The sequence below is a fragment of the Flavobacterium artemisiae genome, assembly GCF_042678225.1.
Lineage (GTDB): Bacteria > Bacteroidota > Bacteroidia > Flavobacteriales > Flavobacteriaceae > Flavobacterium > Flavobacterium artemisiae.
In genome coordinates this window covers 465578-490912 of record NZ_JBHUDZ010000007.1, presented here as the reverse complement: position 1 = coordinate 490912, position 25335 = coordinate 465578, and the positions used below count along the sequence as shown (strand labels likewise).

At 32.6% G+C, this 25335-nt stretch carries 26 protein-coding genes; 11 read left to right on the top strand and 15 right to left on the bottom strand.

Annotation, left to right across the window (positions count from 1 at the left end):
• Positions 1–386 precede the first annotated feature (386 nt).
• Complete coding sequence (locus ACFSC2_RS07315) at positions 387–1448, top strand: WD40/YVTN/BNR-like repeat-containing protein (RefSeq protein ID WP_379816736.1); 1062 nt, start codon at positions 387–389, stop codon at positions 1446–1448.
• Positions 1449–1540: 92 nt separating this feature from the next.
• On the opposite strand, the gene ACFSC2_RS07310 is transcribed toward ACFSC2_RS07315, so the two are convergent.
• The 4 genes from ACFSC2_RS07310 to ACFSC2_RS07295 form a co-directional block, all read right to left on the bottom strand.
• Positions 1541–1999 carry a sensor of ECF-type sigma factor gene (locus ACFSC2_RS07310; protein ID WP_379816735.1) on the bottom strand — a complete coding sequence of 153 codons (459 nt, stop codon included), beginning with the start codon at positions 1997–1999 and terminating at the stop codon, positions 1541–1543.
• A 14-nt stretch (positions 2000–2013) separates the two neighbouring features.
• Entirely contained in the window at positions 2014–2427 is a 414-nt protein-coding gene (locus ACFSC2_RS07305; protein WP_379816734.1) for a hypothetical protein, read from the bottom strand.
• A gap of 33 nt (positions 2428–2460) precedes the next feature.
• Positions 2461–3003, bottom strand: a complete 543-nt coding sequence (locus tag ACFSC2_RS07300) for an RNA polymerase sigma factor (protein WP_379816733.1) — start codon at positions 3001–3003, stop codon at positions 2461–2463.
• Positions 3004–3081: 78 nt separating this feature from the next.
• Positions 3082–4281 (bottom strand): SRPBCC family protein, encoded by a 1200-nt coding sequence (locus tag ACFSC2_RS07295; RefSeq protein WP_379816732.1) that lies wholly within the window; start codon positions 4279–4281, stop codon positions 3082–3084.
• 467 nt (positions 4282–4748) lie between these two features.
• Here ACFSC2_RS07295 and ACFSC2_RS07290 point away from each other — a divergent pair, with 467 nt between their 5' ends.
• Complete coding sequence (locus tag ACFSC2_RS07290) at positions 4749–5129, top strand: pyrophosphohydrolase domain-containing protein (RefSeq protein WP_379816731.1); 381 nt, start codon at positions 4749–4751, stop codon at positions 5127–5129.
• A gap of 213 nt (positions 5130–5342) precedes the next feature.
• Here the strand turns inward: ACFSC2_RS07290 and ACFSC2_RS07285 are convergent, their stop codons facing one another.
• Positions 5343–6413 (bottom strand): branched-chain amino acid aminotransferase, encoded by a 1071-nt coding sequence (locus ACFSC2_RS07285; RefSeq protein WP_379816730.1) that lies wholly within the window; start codon positions 6411–6413, stop codon positions 5343–5345.
• A 295-nt stretch (positions 6414–6708) separates the two neighbouring features.
• On the opposite strand from ACFSC2_RS07285, the gene mnmC2 reads away from it, so the two are divergent.
• Both mnmC2 and ACFSC2_RS07275 read left to right on the top strand, forming a co-directional pair.
• Entirely contained in the window at positions 6709–7377 is a 669-nt protein-coding gene (gene mnmC2 / locus ACFSC2_RS07280; protein WP_379816729.1) for a tRNA (5-methylaminomethyl-2-thiouridine)(34)-methyltransferase MnmC2, read from the top strand.
• A 162-nt stretch (positions 7378–7539) separates the two neighbouring features.
• Positions 7540–7737 carry a hypothetical protein gene (locus ACFSC2_RS07275; protein ID WP_379816728.1) on the top strand — a complete coding sequence of 66 codons (198 nt, stop codon included), beginning with the start codon at positions 7540–7542 and terminating at the stop codon, positions 7735–7737.
• Between the two features lie 29 nt (positions 7738–7766).
• On the opposite strand, the gene ACFSC2_RS07270 is transcribed toward ACFSC2_RS07275, so the two are convergent.
• Positions 7767–8711, bottom strand: a complete 945-nt coding sequence (locus ACFSC2_RS07270) for a LysR substrate-binding domain-containing protein (RefSeq protein ID WP_379816727.1) — start codon at positions 8709–8711, stop codon at positions 7767–7769.
• A 108-nt stretch (positions 8712–8819) separates the two neighbouring features.
• Here ACFSC2_RS07270 and ACFSC2_RS07265 point away from each other — a divergent pair, with 108 nt between their 5' ends.
• The 4 genes from ACFSC2_RS07265 (at position 8820) to can (ending at position 12183) form a co-directional block, all read left to right on the top strand.
• A complete protein-coding gene (locus ACFSC2_RS07265) occupies positions 8820–9299 on the top strand; it encodes a Dps family protein (protein WP_379816726.1) in 480 nt (159 codons plus the stop codon).
• 122 nt (positions 9300–9421) lie between these two features.
• Positions 9422–9703, top strand: coding sequence for a hypothetical protein (locus tag ACFSC2_RS07260; protein WP_379816725.1), 282 nt, complete (start codon positions 9422–9424; stop codon positions 9701–9703).
• 81 nt (positions 9704–9784) lie between these two features.
• Positions 9785–11434: a SulP family inorganic anion transporter gene (locus ACFSC2_RS07255; protein ID WP_379816724.1), complete on the top strand. Its 1650-nt coding sequence runs from the start codon at positions 9785–9787 to the stop codon at positions 11432–11434.
• 113 nt (positions 11435–11547) lie between these two features.
• The gene (can, locus tag ACFSC2_RS07250) at positions 11548–12183 is read left to right on the top strand and encodes a carbonate dehydratase (protein ID WP_144218771.1); all 636 of its coding nucleotides are present in this window, start codon (positions 11548–11550) and stop codon (positions 12181–12183) included.
• A 445-nt stretch (positions 12184–12628) separates the two neighbouring features.
• On the opposite strand, the gene ACFSC2_RS07245 is transcribed toward can, so the two are convergent.
• The 5 genes from ACFSC2_RS07245 to ACFSC2_RS07225 form a co-directional block, all read right to left on the bottom strand.
• Positions 12629–12925: a hypothetical protein gene (locus ACFSC2_RS07245; RefSeq protein ID WP_379816723.1), complete on the bottom strand. Its 297-nt coding sequence runs from the start codon at positions 12923–12925 to the stop codon at positions 12629–12631.
• 64 nt (positions 12926–12989) lie between these two features.
• A complete protein-coding gene (locus tag ACFSC2_RS07240; protein ID WP_379816722.1) occupies positions 12990–13679 on the bottom strand; it encodes a hypothetical protein in 690 nt (229 codons plus the stop codon).
• The gene (locus ACFSC2_RS07235) at positions 13676–14542 is read right to left on the bottom strand and encodes a hypothetical protein (RefSeq protein ID WP_379816721.1); all 867 of its coding nucleotides are present in this window, start codon (positions 14540–14542) and stop codon (positions 13676–13678) included. The genes ACFSC2_RS07240 and ACFSC2_RS07235 overlap by 4 nt, the downstream gene beginning before the upstream one ends.
• Before the next feature lie 89 nt (positions 14543–14631).
• Positions 14632–15834 (bottom strand): LETM1-related biofilm-associated protein, encoded by a 1203-nt coding sequence (locus tag ACFSC2_RS07230; protein ID WP_379816720.1) that lies wholly within the window; start codon positions 15832–15834, stop codon positions 14632–14634.
• Positions 15835–15943: 109 nt separating this feature from the next.
• On the bottom strand, positions 15944–16471 hold the full coding sequence (locus tag ACFSC2_RS07225) for a superoxide dismutase family protein (RefSeq protein ID WP_379816719.1): 528 nt from the start codon (positions 16469–16471) through the stop codon (positions 15944–15946).
• 213 nt (positions 16472–16684) lie between these two features.
• On the opposite strand from ACFSC2_RS07225, the gene ACFSC2_RS07220 reads away from it, so the two are divergent.
• The 3 genes from ACFSC2_RS07220 (at position 16685) to ACFSC2_RS07210 (ending at position 18229) form a co-directional block, all read left to right on the top strand.
• Positions 16685–17122, top strand: a complete 438-nt coding sequence (locus ACFSC2_RS07220) for an META domain-containing protein (RefSeq protein WP_379816718.1) — start codon at positions 16685–16687, stop codon at positions 17120–17122.
• Positions 17123–17126: 4 nt separating this feature from the next.
• Entirely contained in the window at positions 17127–17648 is a 522-nt protein-coding gene (locus ACFSC2_RS07215; RefSeq protein ID WP_379816717.1) for a DUF4251 domain-containing protein, read from the top strand.
• A 95-nt stretch (positions 17649–17743) separates the two neighbouring features.
• Entirely contained in the window at positions 17744–18229 is a 486-nt protein-coding gene (locus ACFSC2_RS07210; RefSeq protein ID WP_379816715.1) for a hypothetical protein, read from the top strand.
• Positions 18230–18303: 74 nt separating this feature from the next.
• Here ACFSC2_RS07210 and ACFSC2_RS07205 read toward each other — a convergent pair whose 3' ends face one another.
• The 4 genes from ACFSC2_RS07205 to ACFSC2_RS07190 form a co-directional block, all read right to left on the bottom strand.
• Entirely contained in the window at positions 18304–19320 is a 1017-nt protein-coding gene (locus ACFSC2_RS07205) for a glycoside hydrolase family 18 protein (protein ID WP_379816714.1), read from the bottom strand.
• Between the two features lie 368 nt (positions 19321–19688).
• Positions 19689–21494 (bottom strand): acyl-CoA dehydrogenase family protein, encoded by a 1806-nt coding sequence (locus ACFSC2_RS07200; RefSeq protein ID WP_379816713.1) that lies wholly within the window; start codon positions 21492–21494, stop codon positions 19689–19691.
• A 173-nt stretch (positions 21495–21667) separates the two neighbouring features.
• Positions 21668–22849 (bottom strand): thiolase family protein, encoded by a 1182-nt coding sequence (locus ACFSC2_RS07195; RefSeq protein WP_379816712.1) that lies wholly within the window; start codon positions 22847–22849, stop codon positions 21668–21670.
• Between the two features lie 93 nt (positions 22850–22942).
• A complete protein-coding gene (locus tag ACFSC2_RS07190; RefSeq protein WP_379816711.1) occupies positions 22943–25333 on the bottom strand; it encodes a 3-hydroxyacyl-CoA dehydrogenase/enoyl-CoA hydratase family protein in 2391 nt (796 codons plus the stop codon).
• Positions 25334–25335: the final 2 nt, after the last annotated feature.

Sequence of the window (25335 nt, the reverse complement as noted above, 5' to 3'; positions counted from 1 at the left end):
ATATTAAATTATTTGTATTATGAGATATCCAATTACTGTGCCACAAAAAAAAGTTGTTGTTGCTGATAAATTGTTTTTTGAATGTGAATTTGTTTTAATTGTTTGTTATTAAGTGTTTTATAGTATTTGTTCCTTTGAGGAAATCTAATTTAAACGCTATTTTATTAGCTTATCAAATACCTTAAAAAAATAAATGTTTGTTTTAATTGAAGCATTATATATTCTTAACGCAGAATGAAAACCGAAGGTCTTAATTTTAAACGAATTATTTTCTGGTTAATTTCTTTGCGATATGCAGTATTCGATTATTACGATATAAAAAAAAATAATTTAAATAATATATGTGGTAAATAATCGTATTTTCGCAAAATCCTAAATCTAATTATATGAAAAAAATATTACTTCTTTTTGGTGCATTTTTGTTGTTGATGTCTTTTAAAACTTTCAATTATAAAGATAAAATAGAAGTTTACAACTGGTTTTCGACCGTAGAAGTTGACACTTTATTTAAAGATCACATTAGTATTCGTGCCATATCAATTGATAAAAATAAGGTTTGGTACGGAGGTGATAACTCTCGATTCGGTTTCTTTGATTTGGACAAACGTGAAAAATTCGAAGAGCACATTTACCGCGATACACTTCGTTTAGAATTCAGAAGTATCGCTCAAACTTCAAAACACGTTTTTTTACTAAGTGTAGCAAATCCTGCGCTGCTTTATCAAGTTGATAAAAAAACAAATAAAACTAAATTAGTTTATAAAGAAGTTAATTCTAAAGTTTTTTACGACAGTATGCAGTTTTGGAACGATAAAGAAGGAATTGCTATTGGAGATCCAACAGAAGATACTTTTTCTATCATAATTACGCGTGACGGAGGAGAATCTTGGACAAAAGTATTGTCTGATAAATTGCCTACAAACGCTGTTGGTGAAGCCGCTTTTGCAGCAAGTAATACTAATATTGTAATAAAAGGCGATCAAACATGGCTGGTTTCTGGAGGAAAAAAATCACGAGTGTTTTATTCTGCAGATAAAGGAAAAACTTGGAAAGCTATTGATACTCCGATTGTACAAGGTCGCGAAATGACGGGTATTTTTACAGCTGATTTTTATGATGAAAAGCAAGGTTTTATTGCTGGTGGTGATTTTGATGATCCAGATAGAAATTCAGATAACAAAGCATTTACTAAAGACGGCGGAAAAACCTGGCAGTTAATTGGCCAGAAACAAGGTTTTGGTTATACTTCTTGTGTTCAGTATGTTCCAGGCGGTAACGGGCAAGAGCTGGTTACAGTAGGAGCTTCAGGAATATATTATTCAACAGACGGCGGTGCAAGCTGGGTTCAATTATCTCCTAACGGGAAATTCTTTACACTGCGTTTTATAAATAAAAACACTGCAATTGCAGCTGGTTTTAACATTATGGCTCGATTGAATTTTAAATAAATTTGTTCACAACACAAAATAACAAGCCCCCTAAATAATAAAGTAAGTATTATTATATAGGGGGCTTATCGCTGTTGTACGTTATAACTTTTTTAATCTTTAGCAGCTTTATCTCGATATTGCTGTAATAGTTTTCGATTAAAGTCGTCTTCAGATTTTTTAAGCTGTAATATTTTTTTAGCAGAAAGAATTTTTTTCAAATTAGCCATGTATTTTTCTCTTAGAAGATAAAGTTCTTTATCTGTACTTTCCATTTGAGAAAGTAATGCAACTGCTTCTTTTTCGGTCATAGAACTTAGATTATCATCATCTAGTTTATGCAGGTAGGTTTTCATTTTTAAATGTCTTAATTCGAATTGCTTGTCGTCATAAGCATTATAAATAGGCCAGAATTTTTCTGCTTCTGTAGAAGTTAATTCTAATTCTGTAGTTAAAAATGAAACTTTAAAAGCCTTAATTTTTTCTCGTTTCTCATCTGCTTTAGTACTTTGAGCAAAAAATGAAAAACTTATCAGAAAGAGTAGGAGTGATAGTATATTTTTTATTTTCATATCGTAAGTTTTGTTTATTCTGAAATTAAGTGTTCTATGTTTGGATTTGAAGATAAAATATCTTCTAGAGTTTCGTCTTCTAGGGCAATATTCTCATTAAGCTTCTTAATGTCTTTATCGTCTAATTTTTGAATTAAATCGTATTGGTTTAAATTAGATTGGTACGATAAATAAGTTTCTAAAGTTGCTTCGTCTAAATCATTAGATGTTGCTTTGTAATTATTGACAATAGGAATCATTAAGGCAAAAACAACTACAGCGGCAGCAGCAAAACTTATTACTCTACTGCGCTTATAAAACGGAATTACTTTTACTTCTTTTTCTTCTATCTGTTGTAAAACTTTTGCCGAAAAATGGTCAAAATAATGCTCTGGAGTTTTAAATCCAGATTTTATTTTCGGTTCGTTTTCTAATTTAAATGTTTTCATAATAGCAATTAGATAGTTTTTATTACAAAAGGTTTAATTTGACGTAACATATAATTCAATTTTTTTGACAGCATGATGATAAGATGCTTTTAAAGCGCCTACAGAAGTACCTAAAATATCTGCTATTTCTTCATATTTCAACTCCTCAAAATATTTCATCTTAAAAACCAATTGTTGCTTTTCTGGAAGCGTTACAATAGCTTTTTGCAGTTTGATCTGAATTTCATCACCATCAAAATAACTGTCAGCTTTTAAGTTGTCAATAGTTTTATTTTGCAAATCCTCAGAGGTAATTCCGTTTAATTTTGCTTTTTGACTCAAAAATGTCAAAGCTTCATTAGTGGCGATACGGTACATCCAAGAAAAAAGTTTGCTTTCTCCTTTAAAGTTTTTAAGGTATTGAAAAACCTTTACAAAGGTATTTTGTAAAACATCATCAGCATCATCATGATTCAAAACAATATTTCGAATATGAGAATATAAAGGTTTTTGATAATCAGATAAGAGTTTTTGAAACGCTGTGTTCTGCGTTTTCGGATTTAATAATTCTTGTATAAATTCCTTTTCGTTTATCAAACTTTATAGATTTATCAAACCTTTATGGTTAGTTAGAATCTAATTTTTGTAAAAGGTTTAAAAAGGAACCTAAAAAAATTAGAATTCAGATTGTTCTTCTTCTGGTTTAGCTGTTGGAGTTGTTGGAGCCGGTTTTGGCTGTACGGGTTTAGCTTGCACCGGTTTTGGTTGTGCTGGTTTTGGTTGCGTTGTTTCTGATGGTTCTGTTTGAACTCCAGTTTCTGGATCGTAAACAGGAGTTTTAACAACAGGAACTTCTTTTGGTTTAATTGGGAAATAAATTTCAGTCATCAATTTAGAAGGACTTTTTACATCCAATTTACTCACACTTAAAATTTCAAGATGTGACCAAGCCAGTTCCGGAATTATTTTTTCATTATTAATAAAAGCTGTTGTTTTTGCAATTGCTTCGTTAGTATGCGAATAGTCTCCTGTAAGAGTAGTTTTTACGGCATCAAAACTATTTAGTTTTCCAGATAAAATATCGCTTCCAGAACTGATAGAAATTTCTTTATTGATAGGTAAACAAATAGAAATTTTTGCTAAACCTCTCGCAGTGTCATAAGTATGATAAATAATAAATGGTTTTCCGCTTGCTGAAAGCCCGTTTGTTTCGCTAAAATGAATCAACTTCGGAATTACAATTCTGGCATTCTTATTTATCTTTTGAATTTCGCTGGTAAAAGTTTGTTTAATGTATGGAGTTTCTGTTTTCTTTACTACACCATTAACTTTAATTGCGTAAGTTTTGGTTTCGTAGTCTAGGTTTTTGTCGATATTGGCAAGACTTTTTTCGTAAATAGTTCCAATAACTCTGTCTGAACCTCCGTGAAGAGCAGCGTAAATCTTAAACATAAAACTCATCGTTCCTTTACCTTTCCAAGTCACTTTGGTTTTTCCGTTTAAAGTATCTTTTAAGGTCCAGTTAATGTCGGCTTCTGTACCTTCTTGGTTTAATTTTTGTTCAATACTTTCGCCGTCTTTAGTTTTTAGAGTGATAGCGTTTCCTTTTCCTTCAGTTCCGTCCCAATAAAATGAAGCGCCATTTCCTGAAGTTTTTTGAGGGAAAGTCATTTTAATACTTGGATCTTCAAGCGCCCAAGATTCGAAATCTTCGTAATTTCTAAAATCATTTATATAGCTGTAAACAACTGCTCTTGGAGAATTGATTACTTTACTTCTCTCTACGTCAAAGTCGCCTTTTTGAGTGGCAACAAAAACAGTTAGAGCTACAAGGCTTAATAATGCTAAAAGAAATAAGTATTTAAGAATCTTCATTGGTAGGTTGTTTGGTCGTAAAGTTATAAATTTTTATTTCGAGTCTTACTTACAACAAGAATTTTATAACTTTTATTATGCTAAACTTAGACTTTTTATTTTTAAAATCAGGTAATAGATTAAATAAGCTTATCGTTTCATAAATATTTTGATTAAAAACAGAATAGCAATAAAAAGAAGAAAGACTAATAAGACTTTATAATTTCCTTTATAGAATATTTTATGAAGTGCTAAATCTTTGCGATATGCAAAAATCATGATGATAACAAACGCGATAAAAAAGCAGATTCCAAATGTAATTTGACCTTGACTGAACATAAATTTAATTTTCGACAAATTTAGAGAATTGAACGCGATTTTTAGTTGATTTTTGATTGGATTACTGATGAAATCATTTTTATTGATGTTAAAAATTCATTAAAATAATGTAATTTTAAAAACTGATACAAAAAAACAAAAAGGAGAATATGAAAAAACAACTCGACGCCGTAACAGAATTCCATACAGCTTTTAGAATTGGACATAGTCAGATGCCAACTGCAGACTTAAGTGCAGAGAAAAAACTGCTTCGATATAACTTAATGAAAGAAGAAAATGAAGAGTATTACGAAGCGGTTCAGAATAATGATATAGTTGAAATTGCTGATGCTCTTGGTGATATGATGTATATTTTATGCGGCACAATCATCGAACATGGACTTCAGGATAAAATTGAAGCCGTTTTTGACGAGATCCAGCGCAGTAATATGAGTAAGCTTGGCGAAGACGGTCAGCCGATTTATCGCGAAGACGGAAAAGTAATGAAAGGGCCGAATTATTTTAAACCTGATTTTTCTAAATTATTATAAAAAAGTACTATTTAAACACATAGAAACATAGTCTTTAAATTGAGGAGCTTGCATCAATACACATAAGATATGTGTTAAGAAACGGGTTTCTTTTTAATTTTCTCTTTACATCTCTATAATTCTATGTGTTTAGGATTTATTTTGCGGAATAGCAATAAAAAAGAAACCCGATAAAACTAAATTTATCGGGTTTCTTTTTATAATGGTTTTGGATTATTGAACTTTAACTGTCCATCCAAAAGTATCTTCAGATAGTTTGTTTTGAAGGCTCGTTAATTTTTCTTTTAAAAGAGAAGCGTAAGAATTCTCAATTGGAGTCATCTCGTAATAAGTATCCTGATAAGAGAAACCTTTAATAACACTGATTACTGCAGCAGTTCCAGCCCCGAAGATTTCTTTTAAAGATCCGTTCTTTGCAGCTTCAACCAATTCTGAAACAATAACTGGACGAACTTCTACATTTAAGCCTTCTTTTTCAGCCATTGCGATCAAACTTTTTCTAGTAACACCATCTAAAATTCTTTCGCTTGTTGGAGCTGTCAATAAAGTATCGTTAATTCTAAAGAAAACGTTCATTGTTCCCGCTTCTTCTAGTTTTGTATGTGTTGCATCATCAGTCCAGATAACTTGTTGGAAACCATCTTTGTTTGCCAAATTAGTTGGATAGAATTGAGCAGCGTAGTTTCCAGCCGCTTTAGCAGCACCGATTCCGCCGTTTGCAGCTCTGCTATAATGTTCTGCAATAATTACTTTTACTTCACCTCCGTAATATGCTTTTGCTGGAGAAAGTAAAATCATAAATTTATATTCATCAGATGGATTTGCGATTACTCCAGGACCTGTAGCGATCATAAAAGGACGAATATACATACTTGCTCCGTTTCCTCTTTGAATCCATTCTTTATCTAATTTCAATAATTCATTCAAACCATCCATAAAAACAGCTTCTGGAACTTCTGGCATTGCCATACGAACAGCAGAATTATTGAAACGTTTGTAGTTTTCATCTGGTCTAAACAACCAAACATCATTATTGTCATCTTTATAAGCTTTCATTCCTTCAAAAATAGCCTGTCCATAATGAAAGACTTTTGAAGATGGATCCATCAAAATAGGAGCATAAGGTTTAATGACAGGGTTTTGCCATTGCCCGTTTTTAAAATCGCATTCGAATAAATGGTCTGTAAATACAGCACCAAAACTTAAGTTGTCAAAGTCTACTTCGTTTATTTTTGTCGAAGTTGCTTTTATGATTTCAATTTTGCTTGTTTGAGTTGTACTCATAGTTATGTAAGTTTTTTGTGAGGTATCAAAATCTAAAGTAATGATACCATGTAAAATAGAATTTATTGAATGCAAAATTAAGTAAAAATCTCTAAAATACTTGGTAAAAATTCATTAATTCCTGTCTTTAATTGAGATTTATTTATCCTATAATAAACTCAAATATTTAATTGGTTTTTATAAAGAATTTATGAAAAAAGTATCGTTTTTTAAGGCTTTACGCATTTGTTTTAAGTAAATTTGAATCTTAAAATGGCTTGAAAATCAATAAAAAGCTGACATAATATTCGTAAAAGTGAAAAGAGAAATAATTAAGACCTTAGATGGCTCAACCACAATTCGTTTGCCAGAATGGGATGAATGTTACCATTCTAAACACGGGGCAATTCAAGAAGCAAAACACGTTTTTATTAAAAACGGACTTTCGTTGTTCGAAAATCCTGTCACTATATTAGAAATAGGTTTTGGAACTGGTTTAAATGCTTTTATCACTTTTTTAGAATCAGTAAGAAAAGAACAAACTATCGATTATGTTGGAGTAGAAGCTTATCCCGTTGAAGGCGATGAAATTCTGGAGATGAATTATGCTGAAGAATTGGAAGCATTGGAATTTAGTAATATTTTCGAAAAAATGCATAAATCACAATGGGATGAAAAAACAGAAATTAGCAGCCGGTTCTCGTTAACCAAAAGGAAACAATTTTTTCACGAAATAAACGATTTTGAAATTTTTGATTTGATTTATTTTGATGCCTTCGGATATAGGGTGCAGCCCGACCTCTGGAGTACCGAAATATTTCAGAAAATGTACAATAGTTTAAAGCCCGGCGGCGTCTTAGTAACTTATGCAGCGAGAGGAGTTGTAAAAAGAAGCATGATTGCTGTAGGATTTACCGTAGAAAAATTAGCAGGTCCTCCAGGGAAACGAGAAATGTTTAGAGCCTTGAAAAACCCTTTAAAATGAATTGTTTAGAATGATTCTAGATTGATTTATGTGTTTTAAGAAAACGTATTCGTAGATAAAGTTTTTAAAAAAATAAGTTAAAAGAGGTTTTTATATAGGTAATTTGTTTAAATTTGGTGCGAGTTTAAAAAAATAGATAACCCCCAAAAATCTTATTTTATTATGTCAAAAATGATGTTCGATTACACGAAATCTATACTTGAAAGAGTTAGTTTCGATCCGGTACTTTTCTGCAAAGAGTTAGAAAAAGCTATCAAAACACTGTTACCATATGAAATGGAGCAATTACAAGAATGGTTGTTAAATTTTATTATTGAAAAGCCAGAACTAAAACCTAGTCTACTACTAATTACAGTATAAAAAAAGGAGCCAAATTGGCTCCTTTTTTATTATGCTTTCTTTTGCAGCGGACTTATGATTTGGACATTCTGAAAAACAATTGCACCTTTTATAACGCCAGCAATTGTAGATCGGAGTGCATCTATAATCTGCATTTTTAATTCGCTCTTTGGGTAAATCAAACTTACCTCACGAGCTGGTTTTGGTTCCTTAAAGTTTCGTAGTTTCAGTTTATCGGATTCTTTTAAGTCTAAGGTGTGCAAGTACGGAAGTAACGTTGTGCCCAAACCTTCGTCGGCTAATTTTATAAGAGTCTCAAAGCTGCCGCTCTCAATCTGAAAATTATTTTGATCTGCTTCTGAAACCGTTTTGCAAAGATTTAAAATCCCGTCTCTAAAGCAATGTCCGTCTTGTAAAAGCAGAATTTCATTCAAATTTAAATCAGCAACTTCGATTTCTTCTTTTTGAAAACTAGAATGACTCTCAGGAATGTAAGCCACAAAAGGTTCGAAGTATAAAACAATTTCTTTTATTTTTTCGTCTTCAAGTGGCGTCGCAGCAATTGCCGCATCCAAATGACCATTCTTTAATTTTAGAATAATCTCTTCTGTATTTAACTCTTCAATCAGCAGTTTTACTTTTGGATATTTTTTAATGAAATTATTTAAAAACATTGGTAAAAGAGTAGGCATGATCGTTGGAATAATTCCTAAACGAAACTCGCCTCCAATAAAACCTTTTTGCTGTTCTACAATATCTTTTATTCTGTCGGCTTCATTAACAATGTTTTTGGCTTGATTTACAATTTTTTGCCCGATATCGGTAAGCTGAATCGGTTTCTTGCTTCGATCAAAAATTAAAATATTAAGTTCTTCTTCTATTTTTTGAATTTGCATACTCAACGTAGGCTGCGTAACAAAACATTTTTCGGCAGCAAGAGTGAAGTTTTTGTGTTCGGCAACTGCCAGAACATATTGTAATTGAGTTATCGTCATTTTGATAGTATTTTGTGATGTAAAAATAAGAAAATATAATTTTTAATTATGTATATATTTTTGAACATACTTTAATTTTGTAGTAAATTAGAGTAAAAAATAAGTATTATGAAAACAAATATTTTAGGACTACCTGTAAAAGAATCAGAATTATTAGTTCAGGAATTAAATGTGTTATTATCAAATTTTCAAGTTTATTATCAAAACTTAAGGGGAATTCACTGGAATATTCGTGGTAAACGTTTTTTTGATTTACATGTAAAATTCGAAGAATTATATACAGACGCGCAACTAAAAATAGATTTGATAGCTGAAAGAGTTTTGACAATTGGCGGAACACCATTGCATACTTTGGACGATTATATCAAAAACAATAAATTGACTGTTGGTAAAAATATTTCAAATGATGAAAAAGCCGTACAATTAATCGTTCATTCATTGTCTGATTTATTGAAAATCGAGAGAGAAATATTAAACAAATCTGGCGAAATTAACGATGAAGGAACAAATTCGATGATGAGCGACTTTATTGCAGAGCAGGAAAAAACAATTTGGATGATGAACGCGTGGTTGGAAGAAACGCTTTAATCGATTGTTTTTTAAATAATTATAAGCAGAATGGAGTGAAAATTGCATTCTGCTTTTTTATTATTGTTAAATTTCTATAAAAATCTCTTTGATTTTATCTGTTTAACGCTATTTTTGTTTCGATGAAATTAGTTGCACGCATATTATTATTCATATTTATTACTTTCTTATCGACTCCGACAATTGTTCAGGCGATTAAGAAAAGTAACAGTGCGACTATGTCTATCAGTCTTTCAGAAGAAGAAGTTCATAAAGAACTGAAATCTATAGTACATCCGACAATCTTAGAACACGAAGTTTTATTGCCGATTTGTATTGAGAAAAAAACAATCATTTCTGAAAATATTGTAAAACTTGACAATATTTCTCCGAGCATTTTTGCTCCACCTCCCAATTTAGTATAATACTTCCGATTATTTTGAAAGTAACTGTATTTCTGTGAAATACGGTTGAATCTTTATGTATCAATTTTTTAGTATTGTATTATGACAAAAAAAATCAATCTTTTTGCCAACCTTAAATCTGACTTTGCTTCAGGTTTAGTGGTTTTCTTGGTGGCTCTTCCGTTGTGTTTAGGTATTGCAATGGCTTCTGGAGCGCCTCTATTTGCTGGAATTATCGCTGGTGTTGTGGGTGGTATTGTTGTTGGTTATTTAAGCCAGTCACATATTAGTGTATCAGGTCCTGCTGCTGGGTTAACAGCTATTATTTTAACCGCTATTACCGATTTGGGAGCTTTCGATGTATTTTTAATGTCTGTATTTATTGCTGGATTAATTCAATTGGCATTAGGATTTTTAAAAGCCGGAAGTATTTCAAATTATTTTCCAACCAATGTAATTGAGGGAATGTTAGCGGGTATCGGAATCATCATTATTTTAAAACAATTGCCACACGCTTTTGGTTATGATGCAGATTTTGAAGGAGATCAAGCTTTTATACAAAACGATGGGAGCAACTCTTTTTCGTTTTTATTTGATGTTTTAAATCATATAAATTTAGGAGCTGTGGTAGTTTCTGCGGTTTCTCTTGTAATCTTGCTTTCTTGGGAGAAAGTTCCATTTTTAAAAAGAATAAAATTAGTTCCAGGTGCACTTGTTGCGGTTATTGCCGGAATTGCTTTAAACGAAATTTTTGTATCAACAGGAAGCAGTTTGGCAATTGCAAAAGAACATTTGGTTTCTTTGCCAGTTCCAAAATCTTTTGATGATTTTAAATCAATTATAATTACACCAAACTTTGGAGCAGTTACAAATCCACAGGTTTGGGTTGTTGGTATTACAATCGCTATTGTAGCTTCTATTGAAACTTTATTATGTATCGAAGCTTCTGATAGGATGGATGTTCAAAAACGTTATACAGATACCAATGTAGAGCTTCGTGCGCAAGGTTTAGGTAACGTGATAAGTTCACTTTTAGGAGGACTTCCAATGACTTCTGTTGTAGTACGTTCATCTGCGAATAATAATGCAGGAGCAAAATCAAAAATGTCAACCATTATTCACGGTGTTCTTTTATTGATAAGTGTATTGTCTATTCCAGCTCTTTTAAATAAAATTCCGCTGGCAACATTAGCTACAGTTTTAATTTTGGTCGGATATAAATTAGCAAAACCAGCAACTTTTATGCATTTCTGGAAAAAGGGAAAATACCAGTTTGTTCCTTTTATTGCAACATTAGTCTTTGTTGTTGCGACAGATTTGCTAAAAGGTGTTGCGTTAGGAATCATTATTAGTATCATTTTTGTTCTTAGAGGAAACTTAAAAAGAGCCTATATTTTCAAAAAAGAAGAATATGAAGACGGAGATATTATCCATATTGATTTAGCGCAGGAAGTTTCATTTTTGAACAAAGCTGCAATTAAACAGACTTTAACCGAAATTCCAGAAAATTCTAAAGTTGTTATTACTGCACATGATACAGAGTATATTGCGCATGACGTTTTAGACTTAATTCGTGAATTTAAAGAAACCAGAGCTATTGATGAAAATATCAAAGTAAAGCTTAAAGGTTTTAAAGAAGCCTACGAATTAGAGAATACTCCAGAAAACAACAATCACGTTACGATCGAACATTATTATGATGTTGCTAAAAGAGAAATGGTTCAGAAAGAAGTTTTAAAAGAAAAATTTTAAACTGTATAAATTAAATTAAGAGGTTTTCTAAGTAAAAGAAATGTCAAAATTTAGGTAACTTTACATTTTGATAGTGTTGCACATTAGAAAATACCACTAAAAACAGAAAAGAAATGAGAAAATTTTATGAGCAGTTATTAGAAAACAATAAAAAATGGGTTGAAACTTCATTAGCAAAAGATCCTAATTATTTTGCTGATCTGGCAAAAGGACAACAACCGCCATTATTATGGATTGGGTGCTCTGACAGCCGTGTTCCTGCTAACGAAATTGTTGGTGCAAAACCAGGTGAAGTTTTCGTTCACCGTAATATCGCAAATATGGTTGTACATTCTGATATGAACATGCTGAGTGTACTGGATTATGCGGTAAATGTTTTGAAAATAAAACATATTATTGTTTGCGGACATTACGGATGTGGAGGTGTAAAAGCTGCTATGGGAAATCAATCAGTTGGAATTATTGATAACTGGATTCGTCACATTAAAGATGAGTACCGTTTGCATGACAAATATTTAAATTCAATTGAAGATGAAACAGAACGTTTTAATGCTTTCGTTGAAATCAATGCTAAAGAACAAGTTTACAATTTAGCTAAAACATCAATCGTTCAGGGTGCTTGGAAAAATGGCCAAGATCTTATGCTTCACGGTTGGGTTTATGGATTGAATTCTGGTTTTGTAACAGATTTAAATGTTACAATCAGTTCAAATGCTGAGCTTGATAATGTTTATCAATTAGATCTTTAATAGATTTTACTTAATAGAAAAAAAACGCCCTTTTTAAAAGGGCGTTTTTTTATTTTGTCTTAATTTTTTATTTAATCATAATAATATATTTCACTTATACGTCCAGAGTACCAATCTTCGCGAATATCATAATAAGTGAAATTATTTAAATAATTTGTAAACATTCCATAGTACTTATCTTTTTCTGAAAAAAAAAATCGAGTTCTGTAATTGTCAACCATAAATAGTTCAGTATATAACTCTCCTGTATTAGTGTTTTACTACATGTTTTATAGAAATTTTCAAGCTATTATAATAATTAGTGATTTTTTTTTTCAGCTTGTGAATCCAGGTGTTTGATTGTGGGATTTGTCAAAAAATTCAACATCGATTTCTTTATAGAATAAAGTGTCATTTCTAAATAGATATGTTATAATCTTACTATTTAACTCGTTTTTAAAATAATCTAAGTTTTTTTTAGAGAATCTTCTTTGTCGAAATTCCATAATTGTGTTGGACACAATTTTCTTTCTTTGTTTACTTCTGGTTTTACATTAGAATACATATCATATTTCGCAATAGATTTAATAGTATCGTCAATCACATCATGGTCATCTGATGTTGCTATGTAAGAATATTTATAAAACCCATTTTCTTTCAAAGTTTCTTGAGTTATAGGGTTAGTTAAAAAATGATTAATTTTATCTGTCTTATTGCAGAAAAAAAGCAATAAGACAATTGATAATGATGCTGCTATTTTCATTTTATTGTTGCTTTTAATCTATAATATTTCCGTTTTTCTAATCACTACCCGCTTTAATTACAGCCTAATAGCAGTGGAAGTAGTTTCCATATAAATTTTCTAAAACATCTTGATAATTACGCTCTTTGTAATTTACAAAAATGGCATAAGAAGTATTTTTTATATCAAAACTATTTCCAATATAAAATTGAGTTTCATAATTATCTAGCATAAATCGATTAGAATATACTTCTCCTGTTTTCTTGTTTTTAATTTGTTGTGGCTTAATTGAAATTTTAAGATTGTCATAGTACTTAATAATTTCATCCATACTTGTAAAATTGGCTATTTCTTTTCGGGACTTATCTAAAGAAAATACAATTATATGTTTGTACATTAAGGTATCATTTCTAAAAAGATAGGTTATTATTCGATCATTTAATTTATTTTTAAGATAGTCAAGATTTATTTTTTTTTTGATTGAATCTTCGCGAAAAAAATGCCATAACTGAGTTGGACGTAATTGCTTTTTATCATTTTTTTCAGGTTTTACATTGGAGTACATATTATATTTAATGATAGACTTTATGGTGTCATCAATGTTATCCTCATACTCATTCCCACTCCTAATTGTATCTATAGATGAGTATTTATAAAAACCATTATCAATTAACTCTTTTTGTGTTATTGGTTTCGGTAAATAATGATTGATTGTATCTTTCTTATTGCAGGAAAAAAGCAATAAGACAATTGATAGTGATGCTATTATTTTCATTTTATTGCTGTTTTTAATCCATAATCTTCTAATTCTTTTAATATATCTGTTTCATTTTTTTCTGGTTTTTCACCTCTTTGAGGAGAAACATAACCATTTGTATTGTCTCTTTTGTAATGTTGATAAAAGGTTTGCTCGTCAAGATAAACAGGCCCGTTAACTGGGTATGTATATTCTGCAAGACTAAACCTAGGCTCTGTACTTAAGGTAAATCCTAAAATTTTTATTGCGTAATCAGCAATTACTGCTGCTTTCCCTGGTATAAAACCAACAGCAGCTGTCATAATTCCTAGAAGATTTAGTTTATTGTTTAGTTCTTCACGATTTTCGCAAACTTTTAAATAGGTATAGTTTATATAAGTTCTGCGATTACAAATGGAAGCTTGTATGATATACTTATGAAATTTTTCTAATAAATATGTATTTCCGTTTCTAAAAGTAATCTGCTTCTTTTTTATTACAAGATTATGGAGTTCCTTTTTGTCAACACATCGCTCTATTTCTTTTGTTATTTTAAATGAAGAATCTAAGATATAGTCACCATTCTTATATTTTAATCGAAATCGTGTAATTACTTTTTCACCTTTTATTATTCGTCCTTTATTATCCATATAAATAGTTAGTGCACTTAAATAACAATTTCGTGGAGTTGTAGAAACGTATTCTCCCTTTTCAACAGGATCAGTATAGCATTTGTTTAATTCTAAAGAAGTTAATGCTGTTATGCAATGAAATAATCCATTGATCTTCATTGAAATACTTTGAGTGTAATATGACCGATATAAATCTCTATATTGATACTCTTCCCAAGGTTCTGGAATAATTTCTGGCTCATAATCACCAAGACTAATTGATGCTCCCATTTTTATATTTTTACAGTTTTAGTAAAAATATTTTATAAGAATAAAAAAAAGAACCAACAAAAGACAAAAAAGTATTATAATAAGTTTTTTTATTCGTTTTCGTCTAAGTTTTCATTAAATGCAGAAGGAAGCATCGTCGGAATAAACTTTATTAATATTGGAAGTAATAAACTACCGCCCGGAAGTAAAAATATAGTCAACGACGGAATGGTTTTGCAAATGTCCAAAAGCTGTTTTTTTACTTTTTTCTTTTCTTTGGCATCTAAATCTCTTGTTGTAGAATAAGCCAATAAAACCATCAATTCTTTACTCTGAACAATCTCTTTAATCAATCTATTTTTATTTCTAATAATCAGTTTAACAACACTGTGTGTCATTTGATCATAGAAATGTTTGACCGGATTGGAATAATTAAAATAGGGGATTTTCTTTTTGTGAGTTGTAATAAAGTCGTGAGTTGTATCGATGCTTTTTGTTACAAAATCATCGCCTGCACCCATAACCGAACCTAATGAATATAGAAAATAAGATTCTTCATTTTCGACAACACCATCACTCCATAAAGCCATTCCAGCCATATCGATCAAATAATAATGCTCTAATTTATTTTTGAAATAATCGAGTTGTAAAGTTTCTAGAGTTTCAATAGTAACTTTTGAAAATTTAGAATAACGTATTGAGGCTTCGAATAATTTAATCAATAAATCATCATGCTGTGATTTGGCTGTTTTGGTTTTCAAAGCTAAACCAACTATTCCTAGTACAGTTTCTTCAATACGTTTTAGATATTTTTCTGGAATTTCGCCATGTTCTAGATATTGTCTAAAAGCCAAAACATCAATAAACAATAATGCATTGGTTACTAAATGCGAAAAGTTTTTACTAATAATACTGTCATTAGTTTGAACTCTTTGATCGATTATGTTTTCTAAAGAATGCGAAGGAGTATCTTTTGGTAATAAAATTTTAAACAAATTAAAGCCTTCTGGATTCATTTGTTTGTAAAACTTTAAAACCTCTGAAATAAAATTATTAGGTTCCGAATTTCTTTTTTCTAAACAAAAAACATGATAAAGTGTGTTGAGTAAAGCAACTTTAGAAATTTCGGTTTTAAACCAGCCTTTTATCGGAATAGGAACCTGAGAATCAATGGCAATGATATGACCGTAAATGAACCCAGTTTCCCTTACTTTATAGTAAAAAGAATCTGCAGTCTCAAAAGGAATCGCCTCTGAAAACTTTTGTTCACTAAAAAATTTATCGATCCAGCCGTGTGCTGATGGGTTAATCATTGACTTAATTTTGCTGCTGCAAAGCTATGTCTTTTTCTTGTTTCAGTATTCATTTTAAATGAAATAACCACTAGATTTTGTGAAAATTTAGTGGTTATTGCGTTTTTTCTTATTTGATGATTCCTGCACAAGCAACTCTTCCGCCGGCATTCCCAGTTGGCTGGGTTGTAAAGTCATCTGTTCCTGCATGTACAATTAAGCCTTTTCCTAGAACATCTTTGTTGGTATCGCCACATCCTATACACCATTCGTCAGTAGTAAGAGTGATTGTTCCGTTTCCTTTTGCATCTGCGGTAAAGTTCCCGATATCACCTTTATGATATTCTCCAACTCCCCATTTTCCATGTTTTTTGAAAGTTGGATTCCAGTGTCCGCCGGCAGAGCTTCCGTCTGCAGAACTGCAATCTGCTTTTTCGTGAATGTGAATGGCGTGAACTCCAGGTTCAAGTCCACTAACTTTTGCTGTAAAAGTCACTTTTCCGTTTTTCTCTGTAAAAACAGCTGTTCCGCCTACTTTACTATTGCTTTTTGGTTCTAAGGCAACAGTCAGAGTCTTGGCATCATTCGAGTTTGTATTGGTCTTACAGCCAATGATTAAGGCTGTAATTATAGCGAAAGAAACGATTATCTTTTTCATATTTGAAGGCTTTTAAATTAATTATTAAGTAAATTTAACATAAAATAACGGAACTAATTAACTCTAAAAGTTAAAAAAAAGACAAACTCTTCAGCATAATTTACAAACTCTTTGACAGTTTAGTCCAAAAATATTACGTAAATTCGAGAAGTGTTTTTGATTTAAAGTAATGAAAATCAGTGTTTTGATTTGTTAAATTTAATTCTTGAAGTTATGGCTAAGAAAATATTCATCCTCGTTTTTTTGAGCTCACTATTAATTTCCTGCTCTATATTTAAATGCAAAAAGAAAGATGCTGTTTCTCAGCTCGATGGTACTTGGGAACTCAATTATATTACGGGTCCAAAAATAGCTTTTGAAGGGCTCTATCCTAATAAAAAACCGACGATTGTTTTTGATATCAAAGAAAATCGTGTTTCGGGAAATAACAGCTGCAATTCTTATACTGGAAAATTGAGCGTAAATGCAAATTTAATCGATTTTACACAGCCGATGGCAGTTACAAAAATGATGTGTATGGATGGCGCACAAGGCGAACAACTTTATATGAGCACACTTCAGAAAATTACATCATACGACATCACAGATGAGGGTAAAACTTTAAATTTTATTTCTGGAGATATTGCAATGATGCGTTTTACTAAAAAATAAAATCATGAAAAATACAGTATACATTTTATTCTTTTGTTTGTTTTCTTCGAGTTTCTCGGCTTTGGCACAAGAAAAATCAAAGAAAGAACTTAAGGCAGAAAGAGAACTTCAGAAACAAAAAGAAGTTCAGGCATTAATTGATAATAAAAGCTTTGTTTTTGAGGCGCAGCGATTAACGCCTCAAGGAGGAAGATTAATCAATTTAGATTATAATACGTATTTCTTGAACTTTAATACCGAAAAAACCACTTGCGATCTGCCTTTTTTTGGACGCGGTTTTAATGTTGGTTATGGCGGTAGTGACGGCGGTATTAAGTTTGAAGGAAAACCCGAAAATATTAAGATTGAAAGTAAGAAGAAAAGTACAACTATCAAAACGACTGTAAAAGGGCAGAATGATGTTTATGATTTAATGTTTAATATTTTTTATAATGGAACTGCAACATTATCTGTAAACAGCAATAATAGAGGTCCTATTTCTTATGACGGTATAGTAAGTGCACCTAAAGATACTAGTAAAAAATAGAATGATTGTAGTATAATAGACTTTTCAAATTTGTAATAAAATCAATATATTTTTTGATCATATAGGTAATTACAAACAAATTTAAAATCAAAACTATGAAAAAATTAAGTCTTATTCTTATCATGGCGGCAGCCACATTTTCATCTTATGCGCAGTCTTCTTTTAAAGAAGATGTAGAAGTAGTTCAAAGTCTTTACGGAAAATCTAAAAGTGAGCTCGTAAAACAGTACATGAACTTATCTGATGCTCAAGCGACAGCTTTTGCAAAAGTGTATGACAATTATGAAACAGAGCGTAAAGCACTTGGACAGAGTAAGTTTCAATTAATAAATGATTATGCTTCCAGTTATGAGACGCTGACAGATGCAAAAGCTGATGAATTGGTAAAAGGAACTTTAAAAAATCATATCGCTTATGAGAAACTTTACACTAAAACATACAATCAAGCAAAGAAAGCGATTGGCGCCATAAATGCAGCAAAGTTTATTCAGCTTGAGGTTTATCTGCAGACTATTATTCGCAGTGAAATTTTAGAAGCCATTCCTTTTATCGGTGAATTAGATAAAACGAAAGTGAATTAATTTTCATTTTTAACCATAAAAAAAACGGAGATCATTTTTAAATAGTCTCCGTTTTTTTTATGATTGAATAGTATTTATTTAGCTGTTTTAACCTTATAAATTTCATTGACCATTCCGTCGCGAAAGCTATCAAGAGTTAATTCCCAAAACATGATTCCTCCTAATTTCTTAGCTTTTACATATTCTGTTTTTGCTTTAATAGATTTTAAATCGTCTGATGTTGCAAAAGTTTTTGTACCAGCATTGTACCAATATGGAGCTTGTGCTTTTTCGTCATAAAAATATTTCCAGCCGTTAGCTTCAGTATAAACAGATGAATAGTTTTTAAAGTCAACACCTTGAAAGTGTTCTCCAGCCTGATATAATCCGTTGTTGATATTTTCTACGTTTTTCCATTGTCTGGTATAAAAAGCACCTCCAATTACTAATTTTGAAGCAGGAACACCTTGTTTTAATAAAAATTCAACAGCTCTGTTTGTAGATTCTTCTTTTGGATTTGTGCTGTATAATGGAGTGTGATGTCCAGTTACTGTAGAGTATCCGTTTACTAAATCGTAACTCATAATATTAATACGATTTACTAAAGGAGTTACCGCTTTCCAATCAATAGATTCGTCTAAATATTTTTGGAATCCACCTGCAGCAAAACTCAATTCGTATTTTTTGCCTAATGTAGAACGTAATATTTTTAACAATTCTGTAAAGTTTGGTTTATCAACAGCTTGGTATAAATGACCAGGAAGTCCTTCAATTGCAGGATATTCCCAATCTAAATCTAATCCGTCTACTTTATAAGAATCGCTTAATGCTTTTACTGATTTTGCAAAAGTCAATCTGCCTTCTGCTGTAGAAAATGCTGTAGAACAAGGCTCACAACCTCCCCAGCCACCAAGAGAAACGATAATTTTTAGTTGCGGATTTTTCGCTTTAAGCGAAACCAATTTTTTGATTGTAATAGAGTCTTTAGGAGAATCTACAGTTAATTTTCCGTCTTTTAAATGACAGAAACTAAAAATAATCTGGTCTAATTTATTGACCTCGTATTGATCAATTAAATTAGCATCGCCAGTGTAGTAGGCGATAATATCCATTTTTTTATCTTTTTGCGCAAAAATATTGCAAGAGCAAAGGCAAAATAGAAAAAGTGCGATTAGGTTAAATCGTTTCATTTTATGTTTTTTGAGTTTTTAGAATGTTAAAAGTACAGCAATACACGCAATAATTCATATTATTTATGAATCAAAAAACAATTTTAACGAAAATTTTGCAAATAGTTGCAAAAATATTGCGTCGCTTTGTCTTTGAATTAAAAATTAAATGCCACAGATTACAAAGATTTAAATGATTTAAAAAAATCCTAATAATCCTTGAAATTTGTGGCAAACAAAAAAAATAAACCCGCACAGTTTCGGACTTGCGCGGGTTTAAAAACAAATTAAAAGCTAAAAACTATTTTATATTAGAAGCAGTATGAATTCTCTGCAACTAATTTTTCTGCGATTTTTTCTCTCAATGCCACAACATTTGGCAGATTGGTATATTTAGTGAAACGTTTAAGTCCCATTAACATCATACGTTGTTCGTCGCCTTCAGAGAAAGAAGCGATTCCTTCTTTTCCTCTTAAGTTTACAATATCAACCGCTTTGTACAAGTATAATTTTGCCATAGCAATTTGCTCTTGTACTTTATCTTCACCTTGAGATTTTGCTAATTTTTCAGTTCTCAAGATTGTACTTTCAGCCATGTAGATTTCGATTAAGATATCGGCAGCAGCCATTAATAACTGTTGGTGAGAATCTAAATCCGGTCCGTATTTTTGAACAGCGCTTCCCGCAACCATTAAGAAAACTTTTTTCAAGTTTGCTACGATTACTTTTTCTTCTGCGAATAATTCAGAGAAATCCGGAGTATCAAATGATGGAATTCCCATTAATTCTTCCTGAACTTTCATTGCTGGTCCAAGTAAATCAACGTGTCCTTTCATGGCTTTTTTGATTAACATACCTACAGAAAGCATTCTGTTGATTTCGTTTGTCCCTTCGTAGATACGAGCGATACGAGCATCTCTCCAAGCACTTTCCATTGGGGTATCTTCAGAGAATCCCATACCACCGAAAACCTGAATTCCTTCATCAGAACAGTTTTGAACGTCCTCAGAAACAGCCACTTTCAAGATAGAACACTCGATAGCATATTCTTCAACACCTTTCAATTCTGCTTCTTGGTGAGAAGTTCCTTCAGCCTCACGAGCAGCGATTCTGTCTTCGATATCTTTTGCAGCACGATAAGAAGCACTTTCTCCAGCGTAAGCGCTAGTTGCCATTTCAGCTAATTTAGAACGAATAGCTCCAAAAGATGAAATAGAAGTATTAAACTGAATTCTTTCGTTAGCATATTTTACTGCTCCAGAAGTAACTCTTCTTTGTGCATCTAAACAAGCCGCAGCCAATTTAATACGACCAACGTTTAAGGCATTCATAGCGATTTTGAAACCGTTTCCTCTTTCAGATAACATGTTTTCAACTGGAACTTTTGTTTCGTTGAAGAAAACCTGACGAGTAGAAGAAGCACGGATTCCTAATTTATGTTCTTCTTCATTCATAGAAATTCCGTTTGACGGATCGTTTTCTACGATGAAACCTGTAATATTTTTATCATCTCCAATACGAGCAAAAACGATGAAAACGCTGCAGAAACCTGCATTCGAAATCCACATTTTTTGACCAGTGATAGAGTAGTATTTTCCGTCTTCAGATAAAACAGCTTTAGTTTTTCCTGAGTTAGCATCAGATCCTGCGCCTGGCTCCGTTAAACAGTAAGCACCAAACCATTCTCCAGAAGCTAATTTCGGAACGTATTTTTTCTTTTGCTCTTCAGACCCATAAAGTGTAATTGGCATAGTTCCAATTCCAGTATGAGCACCAAAAGCAGTTGAGAAAGATCCAGTTGCTCCAGAAATGTAGTCACAAACCAACATTGTAGAAACAAATCCCATTCCTAGTCCGCCGTATTCTTCTGGAACCGCAACTCCTAAAAGTCCCAATTCACCCGCTTTACGCATAGAAGATTCTGTATAAGCGTAATCTTTTTTCTCAAAACGATCTTTATGCGCCCATAATTCTTTGTCTACGAACTCTTTTACAGAGTCACGCATCATTAACTGCTCTTCTGAGAAATCTTCTGGAGTAAAGATGTCCTCACATTTTGTTTCTTTTACCAAAAACTGACCACCACGAGTCACGTTTTTTTCGATTGTATCTGCCATGATTATGTTTTTTATATATTTTGTTTTTGCTCAATTTTTGTCATTTCGACGAAGGAGAAATCTCCGCGACGATTATCCGCATAGTATTCCAATCTTTGTCGAGCCACTTACGGAGATTTCTCCTTCGTCGAAATGACAAATTGAACGTATATACTTTACTTAATAATATCTTTTTACAACACCTCGTAGATCCCAGCAGAACCTTGCCCAGTACCTACACACATAGAAACAATCCCGTATTTATTACCACGACGTTTCATCTCATCAAACAACTGAACTGAAAGTTTAGCACCAGTACAACCTAGAGGGTGTCCTAAAGAAATTGCTCCACCGTTTACGTTTACAATGTCTGGATTTAAACCTAATTCACGAGTTACTGCTAAAGCTTGAGAAGCAAATGCTTCGTTCAATTCGATTAATTCGATATCGTTTAATGTCATTCCAGCTTGTTTCAACGCTTTCGGAATCGCTTTTACAGGTCCTATACCCATAATTCTTGGCTCAACACCAGAAGAAGCAAAGTTTACCAAACGTGCAATCGGTTCAAGGTTTAATTCTTTAACCATTTCTTCACTCATGATTAAAACGAAAGCGGCACCATCGCTCATTTGAGAAGAGTTACCAGCCGTTACACTTCCGTCAGCAGCAAAAACCGGTCTTAAACCTGCTAAAGCTTCTTTAGAAGTTCCTGCTCTTGGTCCTTCGTCTTTGTTTACAACGTATGATTTTGTTTCTTTTTTACCATTTTCATTGATGAAAGTCTGCTCAACTGTAATCGGAACAATTTGTTTATCAAATTTTCCTTCTGCCTGCGCTTTCAAAGCTTTCATGTGAGAATTGTAAGCAAACTCATCTTGATCTTCTCTGGAAACATTGTATTGTTTAGCAACCGCTTCGGCAGTTAAACCCATTCCCCAGTAGTAATCTTCGTGACCTGCTGCTGCAACTTTGTAATCCGGAGTTGGTTTGTAGCCTCCCATCGGAATATAACTCATACTTTCTGCACCACCAGCAATGATACAATCTGCCATTCCAGACTGGATTTTAGCAGTCGCCATCCCGATAGTTTCTAATCCAGATGCGCAGTAACGGTTTACAGTTACTCCAGGAACGTCCTCCACTTTTAATCCCATTAAGGAGATTAAACGACCAACGTTAAGACCTTGTTCTGCTTCTGGCATTGCATTTCCAACCATTACGTCGTCAATACGTTTTTTGTCAAAATCAGGCAGTTCGTCCATCATAAACTGGATCGTTTCTGCAGCCAATTCATCAGGTCTTTTAAATCTAAAAACACCTTTTGGAGCTTTTCCAACTGCTGTTCTATATGCTTTTACTATATATGCTGTTTTCATTTGTTTTTGTTTTTTAAGAGTATAGAAGATAGAGTATAGAAAATAGACTTTACAAAGTCTTGAATCGATATTCTATTGTCTTTGTTCTATTTTCTAGTTACGAAGTGGTTTTCCTTTAGTTAACATATACTGAATACGCTCAAGAGTTTTTCTCTCAGTACAAAGAGATAAGAAAGCTTCACGTTCGATATCTAATAAATATTGTTCAGAAACTAAAGTCGCTTCAGATAAATCACCACCAGCCATTACGTAAGCCAGTTTGTTAGCGATTTTCTTGTCGTGTTCAGAAATGTATTTTCCAGCTTCCATTTGATCCGTTCCAACTAAGAACATCCCTAAAGCTTGTTTTCCTAAAACCTTAATATCGTTTCTTCTGATTGGCTGTGTATAACCCGCTTCAGCCATTAACAATGCATGTTTTTTAGCTTCAGCGATCTGACGGTCTTTGTTTACCACGATAATATCTTTACCATGTTGTAAAAGTCCAGTGTCGAAAGCTTCATAACCAGAAGTAGAAACTTTTGCCATTGCGATGGTTAAGAAATACTCTTGAAGAACGTTCAATTCCACGTCATTTTTACGGAACAAATCAGATGCTCTTAAAGTCAATTCTTTAGAACCACCACCACCAGGGATAACTCCAACACCAAATTCAACTAATCCCATGTAAGTTTCCGCAGCGGCAACTACTTTATCAGCGTGTAAACTCATTTCGCATCCACCGCCAAAAGTCATTCCGTGAGGCGCTACGATAACTGGAATCGAAGAATAACGAACACGCATCATAGTGTCTTGGAACAATTTAATTGCCATGTTCAATTCGTCATATTCCTGCTCAACGGCCATCATGAAAATCATTCCGATGTTCGCTCCAACAGAGAAATTCGCTGCTTGGTTTCCGATAACTAAACCTTGATGTTCTTTTTCTGCTAATTCGATAGCTTTATTGATAGCTTGTAGAACGTCGCCACCAATGGTATTCATTTTAGATTGGAATTCTAAGTTTAAAATTCCATCTCCTAAATCTTGGATAATTGCACCACTGTTGCTCCAAACTTTTTTGCTTTCGCGAATGTTGTTCAGAATAATAAATGAATCTTGTCCAGGAACTTTTACTTGTGATTTTGTTGGAATATTGTAGAAATAAGTCGCTCCTTCTTTTACAGTATAAAAGCTGTCACTTCCAGAAGCCAGCATTTCAGTAACCCATGCAGCAGGCTCTAAACCTTCTGCTTTCATGATTTCGATTCCTTTGGCAACACCAATAGCATCCCAGATTTCGAATGGACCATTTTCCCATCCAAAACCAGCTTTCATGGCATCGTCAATTTTATATAATTCGTCTGAGATTTCAGGAATTCTGTTTGAAACATAAGCAAACATTCCAGCGAAACTTTTTCTGTAGAATTCTCCCGCTTTGTCCGTTCCTTTTACTAAAACTTTAAAACGATTAATAGGTTTATCGATTGTTTTAGTTAATTCTAAAGTCGCAAAATTTGCTTTTTTTGCAGCTCTGTATTCTAATGTATCTAAGTCTAAAGAAAGAATATCTTTATCTACTTTTTTGTAGAAACCTTGTCCAGTTTTGCTTCCTAACCAATTATTTTCCATCATTTTGTTGATGAAATCAGGAAGTTTGAATAATTCGTGTTGTTCGTCTGTTGGACAGTTTTCGTAAATACCGTTGGCAACGTGTACCAAAGTATCTAATCCAACAACATCAACCGTACGGAAAGTAGCCGATTTTGGACGACCAATTACTGGGCCAGTCAATTTATCAACTTCTTCAATTGTTAATCCCATTTCTTTAACTAAATGGAACAAACTCTGAATTCCGTAAATACCAATTCTGTTTCCAATAAACGCTGGAGTATCTTTAGCAACAACTGAAGTTTTTCCTAAGAATTTAGATCCGTATTCGTTTAAGAAATCCAATACTTCTGTAGAAGTTTTTGGGCCAGGAATAATTTCAAATAATTTTAAGTAACGCGCAGGGTTAAAAAAGTGTGTGCCGCAGAAGTGTTGTTGAAAATCTTCGCTTCTTCCTTCACTCATAAAATGAATTGGAATACCAGAAGTATTAGAAGTAACCAAAGTTCCCGGTTTGCGGAATTTCTCGATTTGTTCAAAAACTAATTTCTTAATGTCTAAACGTTCTACAACAACTTCGATAATCCAATCAACATTAGCAATTTTTGCCATGTCATCTGTCGTATTTCCAGTTGTGATTCGGTTCGCGAATTTCTGACTGTAAATAGGAGAAGGTTTCGATTTTAATGAGTTCGCCAAATGGTCATTTACCACACGGTTGCGAACGGCTTTGCTTTCAAGCGTTAATCCTTTTTTAGCTTCAGCTTCTGTCAACTCGCGCGGCACGATGTCAAGCAGTAAAACTTCAACACCAATGTTGGCAAAATGACAAGCTATACCTGAACCCATAATTCCGGATCCAATTACAGCAACTTTTTTAATTGTGCGTTTCATAA